Origin of the sequence: Bacillus sp. SRB_8 (assembly GCF_003264205.1) — a bacterium.
GTDB lineage: Bacteria > Bacillota > Bacilli > Bacillales > Bacillaceae_G > Bacillus_A > Bacillus_A mycoides.
Genome location: NZ_NADT01000008.1, coordinates 272,267 through 286,849 on the forward strand (window position 1 = coordinate 272,267; position 14,583 = coordinate 286,849).

Genomic DNA, 14,583 nt, shown 5'->3' on the forward strand with positions numbered 1-14,583 from the left:
GTGAGGTTTAGTTTAAGTGGAAAATAAGTATTATAGTTTTGATCCATCCGTAGATATGGATCAGCGCACGAACTTAGAAATTGAATTACTATTGGAAGCGGTATTTAAACTATCAGGATTTGATTTTCGCCAATATGCTCGCACATCTATTTATAGAAGAATTTGTAATAGAATGCAGCTCTCTAATATCCCTACCATTTCAAAATTAATTGAAAAAGTAATTCATGAGGAAGGGTTTTTAGAACAGTTATTAAATGATTTCTCCATTAATGTAACTGAAATGTTCCGTAACCCTACTTTTTTTAAAGCGTTAAGAGAGCATGTTATTCCTGAATTAAAAAAGTATCCTGAAATTAGAATTTGGCATGCTGGATGCGCAACTGGTGAAGAAGTGTTATCAATGTCCATCTTACTTCACGAAGAAGGATTAAGTGAAAAAGCTGTTATTTACGCAACAGATATGAATACAAATGTGTTAGAAAAAGCAAAACAAGGCATCCTTCCGTTAAATAAAATGCAAACTTATACGAAAAACTATTTACAAGCTGGCGGTACACAAGCATTTTCTAACTATTATTCAACAGATAGTCGTTTTGCTTATTTTAATCCATCCCTGTTACAAAACATTATTTTTGCGCAACATAATTTAGTAACTGATCAGTCTTTTAACGAATTTCATATTATACTTTGCCGTAACGTTTTAATTTACTTTACGAGTAAACTTCAAAACCAAGTACAGCAACTATTTTATGAAAGTTTAGGCCACAATGGATTCCTATGTTTAGGAAATAAAGAAACTCTTCGTTTTTCAGATATAATGCCGCATTATATCCAATTTAATCCTAACGAACAAATCTATCAAAAAATACAATAAAAAGCGTATGAAATCCTATGTTTGGATTTCATACGCTTTTTATTTCGCATTCGTTTGTATCATAATTAGACACATATCATCTGATTGTGTTTTCTTCTGTTCTTCCTTATAAAACCCTTCTATCTCTTCTTCTAAATCTCCCCATTTTCTTTCTGTAAAAGCACGTAATTTCTCTTCAGACTCAAATTCATCATTTGCAATTGCTTCAAGAACACCATCTGTAAATAATACAATTTGAGCGTTCTTCTCAAAAGGTATAACTGTCTTTTTAACTTTTATTTCATCAAAAAATCCTACCGCACAACTCCCGCGATTTAGTTCCACTACATTCGCTTCATCAACTAAAACGTATCCAGAAGGATGTCCTGCATTTACATATTCAATTGTTCTCTTTTCTGTATCAACTACTAAGTATATCGCTGTAAAATAATATGGAATATTGTCATTCTCATTATGTAAAAGAGTCATATATTTATTTAAGTCTTTAATGACAAGTTCCGGATCGATTAAACATTTAATCGATTCACGTAATACAGACGAAATAAACATACAAACTAATGAAGCAGATACACCATGTCCCATCACATCTAATAATATAATACCGTAGCGGTTTTCATCGATTTTATACCAATAATACATATCTCCAGCTAGTTTGAATGAAGGTAAGTAACTTGCTTCAATTTTTATATGATCTTCTCTTAATGGGCTACTTAATAAGTTTCTTTGTACTTGTGTAGCTAAATCTAATTCATTACGAAGATTTTCCTCTTGTTCTTTATGCCAATTTAATTCCGATTTCAAGCGTAATGCCACACGCATACGGGCTAACAATTCAACTTTATTTATAGGTTTCGTAATATAATCCATTGCACCTATATCAAGCGCTTCAGCTAATTTATTCGCATCTTCTAAAGCTGTTACAAAAATAATAGGAATATCTTTAAACTTCTCCTCGTTTTGTAATCGCCTACAAACTTCAAGTCCATCAATCTCAGGCATCATGATATCTAATAGTATTAAATCAATTTCATTATGCCTGGAAGAATCTTTTCCAAAATGGATGTATTCGAAAAGCTCTTGTGCAGAATTAAGCGATACAAGATCCTGATATCCGGCTTGTTTTAAAATTTTTTCAATTACAAAGATGTTAACCGGATTATCATCGACAATTAAAATGGACACAAGTTATTTCCCCTTTTCTTATTTAAAATGTAAATCTATTATCATTTTCTATTTTTCTAGTATTACATACTCAGTTATAAAATAAAAATTTCCTACTCATACGTATCTATACAGCAAAAGAACAAACCCCCTAGAAATGAGAGTTTGTTCTTTCACTCTATAAATTTCCACTATTAATTTAACACCATCGCTTTGTCATTTAAAAGACGATCTAATTCTTCCATATGATTTGTTTCATCTGCAATCATATCTTCTAACTTTACAACTAACTCTGTCATATTTAATTTCGCTGCCTGTTCTTTTCTCGTTTCATAACGCTTAATTGTTTCATATTCTGATTGTCTAGCTTCTTCTAACATTTCTCTAACATCTTTTACTTGTTTCACTGGTAAAGGGATCGTAGTAGGTGTACCACCTAGCGTCTTAATTTTCTCCGCTAAATATAGGGCATGTCCTTGTTCATCACTAATTTCAGATTCAAAGAAAGGTTTTAACACTTGTCTATATATACCAGAAACTGTAGCTACATTATGGTTGTACATAATAATTGCCGAGTATTCTCCTGCTAAATCTTCATTCAATCCTTTGATTAGTTCTTTCACATCATGTGACATTTTTATATCTCCTCCTATACTTAATAACTACCCCTTTTCTCATGTTTTAAACATAATTATTTTAAATTTTTATGTATCTAAAAACGCTGCTTGCTTCAATTTACTTATCGCTTGTCTTTTAATACGAGAAACGTGCATTTGTGAAATGCCTAACCGCTCTCCTGTATCCTTTTGATTTAAATTTTCTCCAAATATATAATGAATAACACTCTTTTCCGTATCATTTAATACGTTAAAAATATCATCTAAAACGAGACGTCTTTCTGTCTGTTCATATCCTTGCTCTACTTCACCTACAGATTCAATTCTCGCTACCGAACTTCCATCAGATGAATTTTCAACTACATCATCTAAGGAAGATACTTGATAATTATTTTTCGCATCCATAATTTCTAGCACTTCCTCTTCGGATAGTCCTAAATGATCTGCAATCTCTATAATCTTCGGTGAACGTTGCAGGTGATCTGTTAGCTCCTCTATCGCAAGTTTAATCTTTCCGCCTAAATCTTTAATTCGCCTTGGAACATGAATACCCCAAGTTTTATCACGTAAATACTTCTTTATTTCGCCTACTATCGTAGGTATTGCAAACGGCTCAAAAGCATTCCCTATCGAATAATCATACCTTCTTATTGCGCCTAAGAGCCCTAACATTCCTACTTGTATAATATCCTCATGCATCGGCCCACCTTTTGAATAGCGATATGCAATGGAATATACGAGATTTTTATAATGATTAACCAATCTTTCCTGCGCTTCATCACATTGGTTTTGTTGGAATTCTGCAATTAGTTTAATAACGTCTTCTTTAGTAAGATTTGTAGGTTGAGATTGGATTTCCATCATTCTCCACCTGCTCTCTTTGTATATATTTTGTCATTAAAACTGTCATGCCCTCATCATGCATAATTTGTATATCATCCATTAACGTATTTATTAAATATAAACCTAAACCATTTTCCGGCAAATGTTCTACTGGTTTATTAATATCATACGGACCAACTTTACTTTTTAAGGTGCTAAAATCAAAGCTAACTCCATTATCCGCAACCATAATTTCTAATCGATCTTCATATAGACCAAAGACAATTGTAATTTCTCCAACGTCTTCTTTATATGCATGTTGTACAATGTTTGTACATGCTTCACTAATAGCAATTTTCATATCTTCTATATCGTCATAAGCAAAGCCCATTCGATTCGCAACACCAGCCATTGTTAAACGAATAATAGCCACATATTCTGCTTTTGCAGGAATTTTCATTTCTATCTTTTCAAATTTCTCCATCATCCCTAGTCACCTTCTTTCTACTTTTTCAAAATCGGAATTCAAATTTAATATTTCTGTTAGTCCTGTAATATCGAATAATCTTTTTAGTCTTTTAGATACACCAATAAACTCTAGTTTTCCATCATTTTTCTTAATTGCTTTTAATAGCGCTATAAAAACGCCTAAACCTGTACTATCCATATAATCTACCTTATTAAAATCTACTACTATATAAACCTCTTTCTCACTTGCAATAGGCATTACCTTATTTTTTAAATCTGATGCCGTATACGCATCAATCTCACCATTAAGTTGTACTGTATAACCTAACTCATTTTGCAAAATATTTATTGCCAAATTCATCATTTCCGCCCCCTTATCTCAAACTACTACTATTTAATTACCCATAAAAATTAGTTTTAAACATATTTTTTCATTTTAATTATAAATAAATTTTCTACACCTTTCTCAGCTTAACACTAAAAAAAATACTACCCAATGTTTAAACCTTATAAATTTGTGTATGTATAATGTATAAACATTATTTTTAGGGGGATCTATCTATGGAAGAGCACAGCTTTAAAAAGGGAGATTTTGTTCAATTTTCTTATCGACACGATCATGCTACAAAATTAATTGGTTCCATTATTAACATACTAACGAATACAATTGTAGTTGATATAGGTAATAGCGAGGACTTATCTCATATAGAACCGAGGCAGGTCGTAAGAATAAATAATTGTAAAAAGGTAACGATAGCTTAATACATAATAGAAAGTGTAATTTTAATGAGTGGGGGTTCTTCATCCTCCACTCATTCCTATGTAAAATACATAAAAAAAGCATCCNNGGATGCTTTTTTTATGTATTTTTATGAGCTTATTAACCTTATAGTCACATATAACAAACTTAAGATTACTATTCATTATCATACTTACGCTTTCCGTAGCATTCTAGAAAAGAATGTAACGATTAAAATAAAGACGATTGCACCTAATAAAGCTGGAAGAATAAAGATGCCTCCCCATTTAGGGCCCCAGTGACCAAATAACGCACTACCTACCCAAGATCCGATTAATCCGGCAATAACATTACCAACTATACCTAAAGGAAAGTCTTTTCCCGTAATCATTCCAGCTAACGCACCAATAAGTCCACCTACAATACACGTAATAATAAGTCCCACAATTAGACCTCCTATATATTTTTATAATGGATTTATCAAGCTTTGGCGTTTAACCAAAGCTTGATAAACATGTATTATTCTTTGTTATCCAATCCATCACTTATCTTTTGTTTCACTTTTCCGACTTTTTCTTTTACAGTTCCCTTCGTCTTCTCCCACTTCCCTTCATTTTTCAACTCTCTATCTTCTGTAACTTCACCAATTCCTTCTTTTACTTGCCCCTTTTTCTTTTCAACTTTACCAGTAATTTGTTCTTTTAGCCCGCTCTCACTCATATTTCCAATCTCCTTTTCGTAATAGATTTGTAGATTTAAAGAGTATGAATTTAAATAGAATACGTGCATCTTCTTTCTTGTAACCATTCACCGACTCTTTCTAAATCCTTAACGAATAACAAGATTTTCCCTTCATCCAGTTTTTCTTCATAAAAGTTAGCTTCTTCCTCATTAAGTCCTAATTCTTGCATCTTATTTCTTAACTGATCTCCTGTTTTTTGAAAGACATTAATAATACTTGTCCCAAGTCCCTCTTCTTTTATTCCAATTGTATTCACGTCTGCATTGTCTGCGATTCTATCTGTCCTTTCTTTCTCATGTGTTAATACGTAAATATCTTTTTGGTCGATTCCTTTCTTCACTAGATCATTCGCTGCATTCATGACCTCTTTCTCCGTAATAAATTCATATACAAAAGGTTTACTATACTTCGTTTCCATCTTTAACTTCCTCCTCTAAAATGAATTATTTGTTATATTATATGTAATACACCCATTTTCGAAATGTTAAACATAAAATATGAAAAAAATTATGTGAATTTTGATTTTGATAGAGAATGAACCGCATATTTTTCATATATACGCTTCATATTATTCATACGAACATCATTAAAACTAGTAAACATGTCTCCCTATGATTTACAAAATTATCTCCTTACAATAACTACCTAAAATAACAGAAAATTGTTATAATTAAACGTAAGGAGGGATACTATGAAAAAAATCATATCTATATGCGCTCTAACCGCTCTATCTTTCACTTTAATAGGCTGTACAAGCACTTCTACTACAAATAATACTCCAACAACTAAGCAAGAAAATACGAAAAATGCCATTCAATTAAACTCTGCAGACATTACCAACATTGAGATGCTTAGAACAACAAGTAATACTAGTTCCAAATCTCAAACAGATAACGAGGAAATGATACAATCAATCGCTTCAGCAGTCCAAAAAGGAACACCGAAAACAATCACACTAGATCAAAAAAAGAAACAATCTGCGCATTCTACTATAACCGTTACATATAAAGATGACTCAAAAGAAGAGTTTCTTGTGTGGGTTGATAATAAGGAACAAATTACGATTGCTAAAGATGAGAAGAAAGATAAAGTAGAAGCTGTAACGGTGAATATTAAAGGCGCTAAGATAATGAAGGATTTTTTTAAAAATGATAAAACATAAAAGGATCCCCATCAACTTAAGGATTCAAAATCAGCACAAAATTTTGTTCAGAAACACTATAAAATTTCAGCCTAATAGGTCAGTGGCGAGACCGTATATTATTAAACTTAAAATGTTCCAAATCGAAGGAAGGCACCTTATAAGGTGTCTTTTCTTTATTTTCAAAAGGACCTGCTCCATTCATAAATGCATAAAGTAAATGGAACTACTTATGCATGGACCCGGGATACGTACGATTTTTCAATTTTCGCTAAGAAAGGTATACCTGGTTCTGATGTAAGGTGGGTAGCAACAGACTTCGAAATGTTTTCAAACTGGATGAAGGGGTTCGGGCGAATAGGGTTCATTACACTTCGTGAAATTGCAGAACAAATTCTGAGTTGTAATGGAGGTACACCAGTAAGAGACTTAAAGGGAGCTTTTAACAATATATCTATGAATAATACTATTCGCAACGAATTATATGACTTTATTGACCAATCAGGTATTTTAAAATAAGGAAGTAAAATACAACTTGGGGTCCCGCCACATGCCCATCAACCTAAGATTTTGAAGTATCCCCAAAATGAAAATTTCATCTTTTCATAGTTGTCCATAGAAATTTAGTTCATTTTTTTCATTTTGGGGAAGAATGTATTTCTTAACTTGATAGCGGTGTAGCGGTACCTCATTTAGAATGACTAGTATATGCTGCTAGTCTTTTTTTATTAATTTACAAATTGAAGTAATAAAGAAAAGACACCCTAAGGTGCCTTCCTCCGACTTGAACCACTTTAATTTTAATAATATGTATTGGACTCCCATCCAAATATTATTTTACTATGTTAAGTCATATTGTACATTTATTGTTTCATCTGATTGTTTGTTTTCCATAACAAAGTAATTGTGACCTACTTCAATTATTTATTTCATTTGCGATGGTGTAATATGGTCTAGCCATAGAATACCATCATATTGTTCAATTGGATTCATAATTTCTTCAGATTCCTTCAGACCCCAGTATCTTCCCGCAGTAGGAGAGAACATCCAAGAGGTTTCTGGACGGTTTTTTTCACCTTTTAAATTGACAAATATATGTGGGGATTGTGCAGCACTTAATATTTTTTCAATACTCTGTTCCGTGTGATCAGTTTCTACAGGAACTATTTCATTAATACCGCTATTCCAGCTGCTTCCACTATAAGCGTACACACCGACCATGTACATTTGATCTTTAATACGTTTAGGCATGTAATCAATCATATTCGGTGCTACAAAGTTATATTTTTGTATATCAGTAAAATCGAGTATCATCTTTGAATTTTGTTTTCGAATATGATAGTTATGTCCCCATACGATGATTTTTTTGTTTTTGTATTGAATATCACTTAACCATGCTAAAGTTTGTCCCATTTTCTGATCTCGAATATAAAGTGAGAACTCAGACGCTTTTGGATTCGGTGAGAATATTAAGTTTTTTTCTTTTACTTTAGCATCTTGATGTGTTTTAATCGTATCAATTCGTATACTAATGGCTTTCTCTAACAGATTTACATCATATGTATTAATTGGTGCGACCTCGAGTAATTCAGTTTTATGCTCTTGAATAAATGCTTTGATTTTTTCGTATTTGTCTATTACTGGCTGAATCTCCTTTTTATATTGTTCATACGGATACTGATTATCTTTTGGGGTAAATGTCCGCTCTATATCGACCAATTCTTTATCAGCTAATTCAACATCATTAGCAATTTCAGGACTAATTTTCTCTAACCATTCTTTTGCAAATTGTGGGAAAGATGATTCCCACCAAATTTGAGTATCAAATCCAGTTAAAATCAGTGGAGTCCCTTTTTCTTTTTGCTCTTTTAGATAATGAAACAGTTCCTCAATTTCTTCTGTATGCCATACGGTTTCTAAAGATTGTTTCATGGCTTGAGTAGCAGTTAATCGGTCCAGTTTTTGGTTAACAGCATTTGCTTCTGCAAATCCAGATTCAAATGCCAGTACATCATATCCCATTTCTTCATGCAAATACTTAATGATCCGTACTTTAGATTGGTTTATTTCTTTGGCACCATGTGTACTTTCACCGAGAAGAACAATACGTTTATCCTGTACGGTTTCTTTTAAAAAGGACAAATATCTCCATATCTAACTGTATATACTCTGTACCTTTCTTAATTCTTCCATCTTGAAAATAATCAGGGTTAGGATTTTTTTGATACATACGTGTATTCGACTTGATACGAGAGATATAGTGGGCCTCTTTATCTTTTATATATTGAAGGTCTTTTAAATGAAAATAACCTAAATCTCGGATACATAAATCATTTGCCGTCACAGTTGGGGCACACAGAGAGCCGTAAGTACGATCATGTTGTTTACCTGGACCTGTATGAATATGTAAGAACTGTCCGCCTAACAAATCATACTCAAGTTGAATTTTTATCCCAGCAGTATGGCTACATCCTCCTGCACCTGGATAAACCGATGAAAATACATCCGGGAGTTGAAATGCAGTTGAATCTAAAATACGAATACGCTTGAAAACAGAAGTGTATGGAGAAGAAATCGGCATAGATGCGGCCAATTTTTTGCTTAGTAGTTCGGCTAGTAGCTGTTGTAAGAGTAGGACGGCCGACTTATTAAACCGTTGATTCAGTCCCTCAGGACTGATGAGTACTTCTGTTGATGCTTCTAAACAGCTAGATAACTGAGTTAAAGAAGTCATAGCTACATTTTGGCTCACCCATACACATAAAGCTACTAAATCTTTTGCTTGGTACTTACTGGTTCGTTGTACAAAACCAACATCTCTAGCAAGATCCCGTAAGGCATTTGGAGATAAAAAACTTTGAATCTCTTGAGCAAATAGTTGTAATTCGTCAGACACAGAAACAGACATAAAAAAACGCCATCCTTTCCTATGATTCTACAGAAAGAATAGCGTTTTTTTTCATTTTAAGGAAATTTAGTTTTGTTATCTTTCCTTAACAACAAACAAGACGCCACCCAGATCACGGCAGCGCCTACAATAATTGCTATTGGTTTAATCATTAACAAATATATCTGGCCCCTTCTTCAACGCGTACGAGAAACCCGAAATAAATACAACACTAAATATAATAATAGAAGACCACATATTAAAATGATATTCTTTACCTGCAACTAAATTATATATGTTATGGACCAAGAAATTAGCACCTATAATAATTCCGCCTAACATTGAACTAATTACAATGCTCATTAAATAAAACTTGAACTTCTGGAACATTTCCCTTCTACCCCTTTTCTAAAATAAATTTCATTTAGGTTATACCAGAAAATTGTACCATTTATTTTCCATATATTATCAAAACTATGTTTTAATTAAGGTTATTTTAAGGAAGGCATTATCTATTCAAATGTCCATTTCGGGGTTCCACCAATATGCCCATCAAGCTAATGAAACTAGTTGCCCCAAAACAAAAAATGTATATTTTCACCTGGAGATGCCAATTTTCTCGTTTTGGGGGTACTATAAAATTTTAGGTTGATAGCCATGGGGTACCGCCAGCATTTCGGAAAAAAAACAGGCTAAGAGTATGCAAGATTTTATACAGTTTTTCTGCTAATCCAGTAACCTAAAAACCATGCCAGGATAGGAATGTATAAAAAAATGCATAGATCCATAGAACAAAAAAGGAGATTTACTTATGAGATTAGGGTTCCTCCTTATTCTTGCTACTGATAATAGGACGTTATGTTAACCTCATATGAATAGAATATACATCGTCAATTTTATTAGATAAGCATACAAGCTTAATTATTCGATTTGAATATAAATAATTATATTCAATTTCAAAAAAAGAGGTGAACTGTTTTGAACTCATATTTTTCAAAACAAAAAAAATGCTGTCATAGACTTTTTCCTGCTTTTCCACCTGCTGCCCCTCCTATTATTGTGAAAGCTAAATTTCTTTATGTATCTAGTTCTGACGGCGGTATCGATGATGACACGATAGAAATTTATAATATTATCAATCCTACGGCTCCTATACGTGTAGGAGAGTTTACATCAGTAACTAATTTAGCTCCTGCGGGATTGGCTATTACAGATACTATTCTTTATATCGCGAATTTAGGAGATGGTGTAGAAATTTACAATATCAATAACCCTATAGCCCCTATACGCATAGGAGAATTTGGGACAGCAGATTTAAATGTTCCTGATCAATTAACTATTACAGGTACCACTCTTTATGTCTCAAATGGTGGTAATAACACGGTGGAAATTTATAATATTACCAATCCTACGACCCCTGTTCGTGTAGGAGAGTTCGGCGCTGGAGATTTAAATTTCCCTTCCGGCATGACTACTACAGATTCCACTCTTTATGTCGCAAATACTGGAGATAACACAGTAGAAATTTATAATATTACTAATCCTATGGTTCCTGTGCGTGTCGGGCAATTTAACGCTGGAAATTTAAATGTCCCTGCCGGATTAGCTACTAAAGGTACCACTCTTTATGTCGCAAATGTTGGAGATAACACGATAGAAATTTATAATATTACCAATCCTACAACCCCTGTTCGTGTAGGAGAGTTCGGCGCTGGAGATTTAAATGCTCCTGCTGTATTGGCTATTACAGATACTACTCTTTATGTCGCAAATACTGGAGATAACACAGTAGAAATTTATAATATTACCAATCCTACAGTTCCTATACATGTTCGAGATTTTGGTGCTGGAGATTTAGATTTTCCTAATGGATTAGCAATTTTTACGGTATTCGGATACAACTACCAATAACGGTAATTATGTAAATGAGCTGTCCATATGGACAGCTTATTGTATTTTTGCTTAGCGTGGTTTTTTTGATGCATGTTGATCGTTTTTATCGTTTTGGGGTAACTCGTCCTTGTTAGCTTGATGGATATGGGGTATTTGCATTTCTTATCTTGATGGCAATGTGAAACTATCCCTAATATAAAAATACTTTGTCTTTACAAATAATACTCAAACATTTTTGCAACCTTTTCTTTCATTTTTTCTTTTATAGATAATTGATTGACGTAAGAGGATGTTACTTGCTTTGAATTTTGTAAGTCTGCATTAATCACTGGTTTTATTCTCGAAATATAGATAGGGTCATGAATATAACAGTTCATTTCTTCATTTAAATGAAACGAGCGTGAATCAAAATTCACGGTCCCAACCATCAATACTTTTTCATCAATCAAAAATACTTTACCGTGTAACACTCCCTTTTTATAACCATATACTTCTATTCCCTGTTTTAATGCTTTTCGGATATATGGATATGCTGCTTCTTTAACTAATAGTGCATCCGAATGAGGTGAGAACAGAATTTTGACACGGACTCCCCTCTTTCTTGCATCTACTAATGCTTTCCAAATAGTTTTGTCTTTTGGTATAAAATAAGGTGTTAATATAATGATGGATTCTTTTGCTTGTTGAAACAGCATTGCATAATCTTGCCCAAGTTTTTCTCCGCTATAATATGCAGTAAATCGTTGCGAGGTTGCTCCCTTTTCCTTTACCGCATTGTGTATCGGAATCGGTTTCTCTGAGTTTTTATTCCAGTCTAATACAAATTGGTGTTCTAAATCTTGAACTCCTTCTCCTCGTATTTGAAGATGATAATCTCTCCAATAACCAAGTTTTTCTTTTTCCCCCAAATACTTCTTTCCGATGTTGAATCCGCCAATGTAACCAACCTTTCCATCAATAACTGAAATACGACGATGATTCCGATGATCCAAAGAAGAAAAAAGATAAGGGAAAACAGGTTTATTGTAATATGTAAAATGAACTCCTTTTTTAACTAATAATTCTCTTTCCTTTTTCTTTAGTAAAATTCCACCTAACCTGTCCACTGCATAGTATACTTCTACACCTTCCTGACTTTTTTTCCGCAATAGCTCTAGAAACTGATGACTTACTTTATCATCAGCAATAGAAAAAAAGTTAATATGCACGTAATGCTTTGCTTTCTCTATATCTGAGAATAATTGATTGTTTAACTGTTTCCCATCTGTATACATAGTAATATCACTTTGACGCATAGGGTATTGACTAGAATTCTGGCTAAATACCCCATTTTTTTCGGCTATTGTTCTGTCAATTTCCCCCCAAACAAACAGAACTAAACATCCACCGATAAATAAAAAGAGGAATACTCGGAAAATTCTTCCTATCTTTTTCAGCATATTTAATCTCCTTTATATATTATCGTTTTATTTCTGTTAGTTTTTGTTATTGGGACAAAACTATTCCATACATCTATTAGCTAAAAAATTCTCCTTTGAATGATTAACTATAAAATTTCTCATTCGCATATCCCTAAAATTGGAAATCGCACTATGATAACAAAATAGGCATTCTATATTTTGAAGTACATTTACAAGGAGGAATACTACATGACAGTAAGTACTAAACTTAAACAAACTATCGCTGGATTAAAGAGTGCTCAAGCATGCCTAGAAGGATTTGTTCTTGATACTGATAACAAGCAAGCAAAACAATTATATAAAGGTGCAGCACAACAAACTCAAGAAATTATTGAATCTTTAAATCCTCGTCTTCAACAAATTGAACATGAAGAGCCTCAGTACAAGTAATAACATAATACCTTTCACATAGAATATCGTCCCCATGGAAGAGTGCCCAGCTTAAATAATGATTATCATAATGCTGATTACGATTAAAGGGTATCGCCATATGCCCATCAACTTAAGAAACGGAATACACAATCTGCGTATGCTTTTATGAAACGACTCGTTCAAACTTTTGGAGAACCAACGGTTCTGACAACAGATAAGGCCCTTTCTTTACTTTGTTCACTCAAAAAATTAAAGGTGAATGACTTTTATAAAAGTACTACTCATTCTACAATCAAACATTTCAATAATTACATAGAACAAGGTCATCGCTATGTAAAGCGCCGGTTTGCTAAATCCTCAGGATTCTAACACTTCGCATAAATCTGTCCTTATAGGTCAAAATATGTAAGGTATTGTGCTAGAATGCACTTGTCTATTCTAAATAAGGAGTGAGATGAGTGGCTGATAAAAACGAACGTAACCGTGTTGATAATGATACTGGCGAAGCGGTAGGAACTGGTGTCGGTGCTGTCGCTGGAGCTGCTTTGGGTTCTGTTCTTGGTCCACTTGGTACCGTTGCAGGAGCTGTTGCAGGAGGAGCGATGGGTAACAAAGTCGGCGAAGGTGCCGATGAGGCTAATGACAGTGTTGCGAACCGAGAAGATTAGACTTTAACCAAAGTGACACTGAATGAATTGGATTCCCAAAAAGGGAGTCCTTTTTTTTATTAAGTTAATTCAGCTTTTTTAGGTAAATTCCCAGTAAGATTGTGAATCAATTCACTTAAAGTAACGTGTGCGTTAGTTCAACAAGCTATAAGCAGCAATCATAATCATTTTCTTGGTCTTCCGCAATCGGGCGCTATTGCTGAATAAACCTTAGATTATCAATCGACTTTATTGTTATATTTTTGAGTACAGTGAAGTATCTTATATCGGAAATTAAACAACTATATTTTAACCCCGTCCTAAATTTAGAACGGGGTTATGCTTGTTTTAGCTTTTTAAATTTAATAGCACCACCTAAATGGAAGTTTTATCTCGAAACGAAGAGGTAACTCCAATTCTAAAAGAAGGGCCTGAAGTGTTTTGGAGTTTGTAGAGTTGATAGATGCTTTAAAATATGTTTCACCAAGTCGTGATAAACCTTTTAAAGCTTATAAGCATATTACTGAAAATTGGGATGATAACTGGGATAGTGTAAATTCACAGTGGAAAAATATAATTGGAGGATTATCAATTTCTAGTGTCCAAGGTGAAGCATTCAAGGAAGTTACTAGTACCATAGAAGGTTTCTTTAAGGAACAGGAATGACTTAATAGTCATTCCTGTTTGTTTTTTTGCGGTATCAAGTTAAGAAGCACATTCTTCCCCAAAAATCATAAAAATGAACTTCGGTGCTATAAAA

At 33.4% G+C, this 14,583-nt stretch carries 19 protein-coding genes and 2 pseudogenes; 9 read left to right on the forward strand and 12 right to left on the reverse strand.

Annotated features, from left to right (window positions below; genetic code table 11):
- Nucleotides 1–16: 16 nt before the first annotated feature.
- Nucleotides 17–874, forward strand: a complete 858-nt coding sequence (locus B5P40_RS08175; protein ID WP_113709100.1) for a CheR family methyltransferase — start codon at nt 17–19, stop codon at nt 872–874.
- 39 nt (nt 875–913) lie between these two features.
- Here the strand turns inward: B5P40_RS08175 and B5P40_RS08180 are convergent, their stop codons facing one another.
- From B5P40_RS08180 to rsbV, 5 genes are all read right to left on the reverse strand, one after another.
- Nucleotides 914–2,056, reverse strand: a complete 1,143-nt coding sequence (locus tag B5P40_RS08180; protein WP_113709101.1) for a fused response regulator/phosphatase — start codon at nt 2,054–2,056, stop codon at nt 914–916.
- A 173-nt stretch (nt 2,057–2,229) separates the two neighbouring features.
- Nucleotides 2,230–2,670 carry a ferritin-like domain-containing protein gene (locus B5P40_RS08185; protein ID WP_113709102.1) on the reverse strand — a complete coding sequence of 147 codons (441 nt, stop codon included), beginning with the start codon at nt 2,668–2,670 and terminating at the stop codon, nt 2,230–2,232.
- Nucleotides 2,671–2,739: 69 nt separating this feature from the next.
- Nucleotides 2,740–3,516 (reverse strand): RNA polymerase sigma factor SigB, encoded by a 777-nt coding sequence (gene sigB / locus B5P40_RS08190; protein ID WP_061674063.1) that lies wholly within the window; start codon nt 3,514–3,516, stop codon nt 2,740–2,742.
- Nucleotides 3,479–3,961: an anti-sigma B factor RsbW gene (gene rsbW, locus B5P40_RS08195; RefSeq protein WP_000970215.1), complete on the reverse strand. Its 483-nt coding sequence runs from the start codon at nt 3,959–3,961 to the stop codon at nt 3,479–3,481. The genes sigB and rsbW overlap by 38 nt, the downstream gene beginning before the upstream one ends.
- A gap of 6 nt (nt 3,962–3,967) precedes the next feature.
- Entirely contained in the window at nt 3,968–4,306 is a 339-nt protein-coding gene (rsbV, locus tag B5P40_RS08200) for an anti sigma b factor antagonist RsbV (protein ID WP_063217525.1), read from the reverse strand.
- 197 nt (nt 4,307–4,503) lie between these two features.
- Here rsbV and B5P40_RS08205 point away from each other — a divergent pair, with 197 nt between their 5' ends.
- Nucleotides 4,504–4,704: a methyltransferase gene (locus tag B5P40_RS08205; RefSeq protein ID WP_002140674.1), complete on the forward strand. Its 201-nt coding sequence runs from the start codon at nt 4,504–4,506 to the stop codon at nt 4,702–4,704.
- A gap of 170 nt (nt 4,705–4,874) precedes the next feature.
- Here B5P40_RS08205 and B5P40_RS08210 read toward each other — a convergent pair whose 3' ends face one another.
- The 3 genes from B5P40_RS08210 to B5P40_RS08220 all read right to left on the reverse strand — a co-directional run bounded on the left by B5P40_RS08210 (nt 4,875) and on the right by B5P40_RS08220 (nt 5,841).
- Nucleotides 4,875–5,126 (reverse strand): GlsB/YeaQ/YmgE family stress response membrane protein, encoded by a 252-nt coding sequence (locus tag B5P40_RS08210; protein ID WP_113709103.1) that lies wholly within the window; start codon nt 5,124–5,126, stop codon nt 4,875–4,877.
- A 74-nt stretch (nt 5,127–5,200) separates the two neighbouring features.
- Entirely contained in the window at nt 5,201–5,401 is a 201-nt protein-coding gene (locus B5P40_RS08215; protein WP_000004264.1) for a CsbD family protein, read from the reverse strand.
- A gap of 50 nt (nt 5,402–5,451) precedes the next feature.
- The gene (locus B5P40_RS08220; RefSeq protein ID WP_000448809.1) at nt 5,452–5,841 is read right to left on the reverse strand and encodes a YflT domain-containing protein; all 390 of its coding nucleotides are present in this window, start codon (nt 5,839–5,841) and stop codon (nt 5,452–5,454) included.
- A 273-nt stretch (nt 5,842–6,114) separates the two neighbouring features.
- Here B5P40_RS08220 and B5P40_RS08225 point away from each other — a divergent pair, with 273 nt between their 5' ends.
- Together B5P40_RS08225 and B5P40_RS08230 are read left to right on the forward strand one after the other, a co-directional pair.
- On the forward strand, nt 6,115–6,585 hold the full coding sequence (locus B5P40_RS08225) for a hypothetical protein (protein ID WP_016119747.1): 471 nt from the start codon (nt 6,115–6,117) through the stop codon (nt 6,583–6,585).
- A 186-nt stretch (nt 6,586–6,771) separates the two neighbouring features.
- Nucleotides 6,772–7,083: a hypothetical protein gene (locus tag B5P40_RS08230; protein ID WP_113709104.1), complete on the forward strand. Its 312-nt coding sequence runs from the start codon at nt 6,772–6,774 to the stop codon at nt 7,081–7,083.
- A 405-nt stretch (nt 7,084–7,488) separates the two neighbouring features.
- Here the strand turns inward: B5P40_RS08230 and B5P40_RS08235 are convergent, their stop codons facing one another.
- From B5P40_RS08235 to B5P40_RS08245, 3 genes and pseudogenes are all read right to left on the reverse strand, one after another.
- The gene (locus B5P40_RS08235; protein ID WP_113709105.1) at nt 7,489–8,706 is read right to left on the reverse strand and encodes an erythromycin esterase family protein; all 1,218 of its coding nucleotides are present in this window, start codon (nt 8,704–8,706) and stop codon (nt 7,489–7,491) included.
- 4 nt (nt 8,707–8,710) lie between these two features.
- Nucleotides 8,711–9,472: pseudogene (locus B5P40_RS08240) on the reverse strand (IS4 family transposase); the annotation flags it as partial.
- 144 nt (nt 9,473–9,616) lie between these two features.
- On the reverse strand, nt 9,617–9,841 hold the full coding sequence (locus tag B5P40_RS08245; protein ID WP_016119742.1) for a hypothetical protein: 225 nt from the start codon (nt 9,839–9,841) through the stop codon (nt 9,617–9,619).
- 588 nt (nt 9,842–10,429) lie between these two features.
- Here B5P40_RS08245 and B5P40_RS08250 point away from each other — a divergent pair.
- A complete protein-coding gene (locus B5P40_RS08250; RefSeq protein ID WP_002140670.1) occupies nt 10,430–11,362 on the forward strand; it encodes an LVIVD repeat-containing protein in 933 nt (310 codons plus the stop codon).
- Between the two features lie 194 nt (nt 11,363–11,556).
- Here the strand turns inward: B5P40_RS08250 and B5P40_RS08255 are convergent, their stop codons facing one another.
- Nucleotides 11,557–12,783, reverse strand: a complete 1,227-nt coding sequence (locus tag B5P40_RS08255; protein WP_113709106.1) for a phospholipase D-like domain-containing protein — start codon at nt 12,781–12,783, stop codon at nt 11,557–11,559.
- A gap of 210 nt (nt 12,784–12,993) precedes the next feature.
- Here B5P40_RS08255 and B5P40_RS08260 point away from each other — a divergent pair, with 210 nt between their 5' ends.
- From B5P40_RS08260 to B5P40_RS08275, 4 genes and pseudogenes are all read left to right on the forward strand, one after another.
- A complete protein-coding gene (locus B5P40_RS08260; protein ID WP_000218933.1) occupies nt 12,994–13,194 on the forward strand; it encodes a DUF1657 domain-containing protein in 201 nt (66 codons plus the stop codon).
- 114 nt (nt 13,195–13,308) lie between these two features.
- Nucleotides 13,309–13,542 (forward strand): annotated as a pseudogene (locus tag B5P40_RS08265) (DDE-type integrase/transposase/recombinase); the annotation flags it as partial.
- Nucleotides 13,543–13,634: 92 nt separating this feature from the next.
- The gene (locus B5P40_RS08270) at nt 13,635–13,844 is read left to right on the forward strand and encodes a glycine zipper domain-containing protein (protein ID WP_000764047.1); all 210 of its coding nucleotides are present in this window, start codon (nt 13,635–13,637) and stop codon (nt 13,842–13,844) included.
- A gap of 420 nt (nt 13,845–14,264) precedes the next feature.
- A complete protein-coding gene (locus B5P40_RS08275) occupies nt 14,265–14,489 on the forward strand; it encodes a hypothetical protein (protein ID WP_002035172.1) in 225 nt (74 codons plus the stop codon).
- Nucleotides 14,490–14,583: the final 94 nt, after the last annotated feature.

Bases quoted from the DNA above. Each gene is read 5' to 3' on its own strand.
- B5P40_RS08225 (WP_016119747.1), top strand. From the start codon at position 6,115: ATGAAAAAAATCATATCTATATGCGCTCTAACCGCTCTATCTTTCACT.
- B5P40_RS08255 (WP_113709106.1), bottom strand. From the start codon at position 12,783: ATGCTGAAAAAGATAGGAAGAATTTTCCGAGTATTCCTCTTTTTATTT.
- B5P40_RS08230 (WP_113709104.1), top strand. From the start codon at position 6,772: ATGCATAAAGTAAATGGAACTACTTATGCATGGACCCGGGATACGTAC.
- B5P40_RS08205 (WP_002140674.1), top strand. From the start codon at position 4,504: ATGGAAGAGCACAGCTTTAAAAAGGGAGATTTTGTTCAATTTTCTTAT.
- B5P40_RS08245 (WP_016119742.1), bottom strand. From the start codon at position 9,841: ATGTTCCAGAAGTTCAAGTTTTATTTAATGAGCATTGTAATTAGTTCA.
- B5P40_RS08215 (WP_000004264.1), bottom strand. From the start codon at position 5,401: ATGAGTGAGAGCGGGCTAAAAGAACAAATTACTGGTAAAGTTGAAAAG.
- rsbW (WP_000970215.1), bottom strand. From the start codon at position 3,961: ATGATGGAGAAATTTGAAAAGATAGAAATGAAAATTCCTGCAAAAGCA.
- B5P40_RS08260 (WP_000218933.1), top strand. From the start codon at position 12,994: ATGACAGTAAGTACTAAACTTAAACAAACTATCGCTGGATTAAAGAGT.
- sigB (WP_061674063.1), bottom strand. From the start codon at position 3,516: ATGATGGAAATCCAATCTCAACCTACAAATCTTACTAAAGAAGACGTT.
- B5P40_RS08220 (WP_000448809.1), bottom strand. From the start codon at position 5,841: ATGGAAACGAAGTATAGTAAACCTTTTGTATATGAATTTATTACGGAG.
- rsbV (WP_063217525.1), bottom strand. From the start codon at position 4,306: ATGATGAATTTGGCAATAAATATTTTGCAAAATGAGTTAGGTTATACA.
- B5P40_RS08185 (WP_113709102.1), bottom strand. From the start codon at position 2,670: ATGTCACATGATGTGAAAGAACTAATCAAAGGATTGAATGAAGATTTA.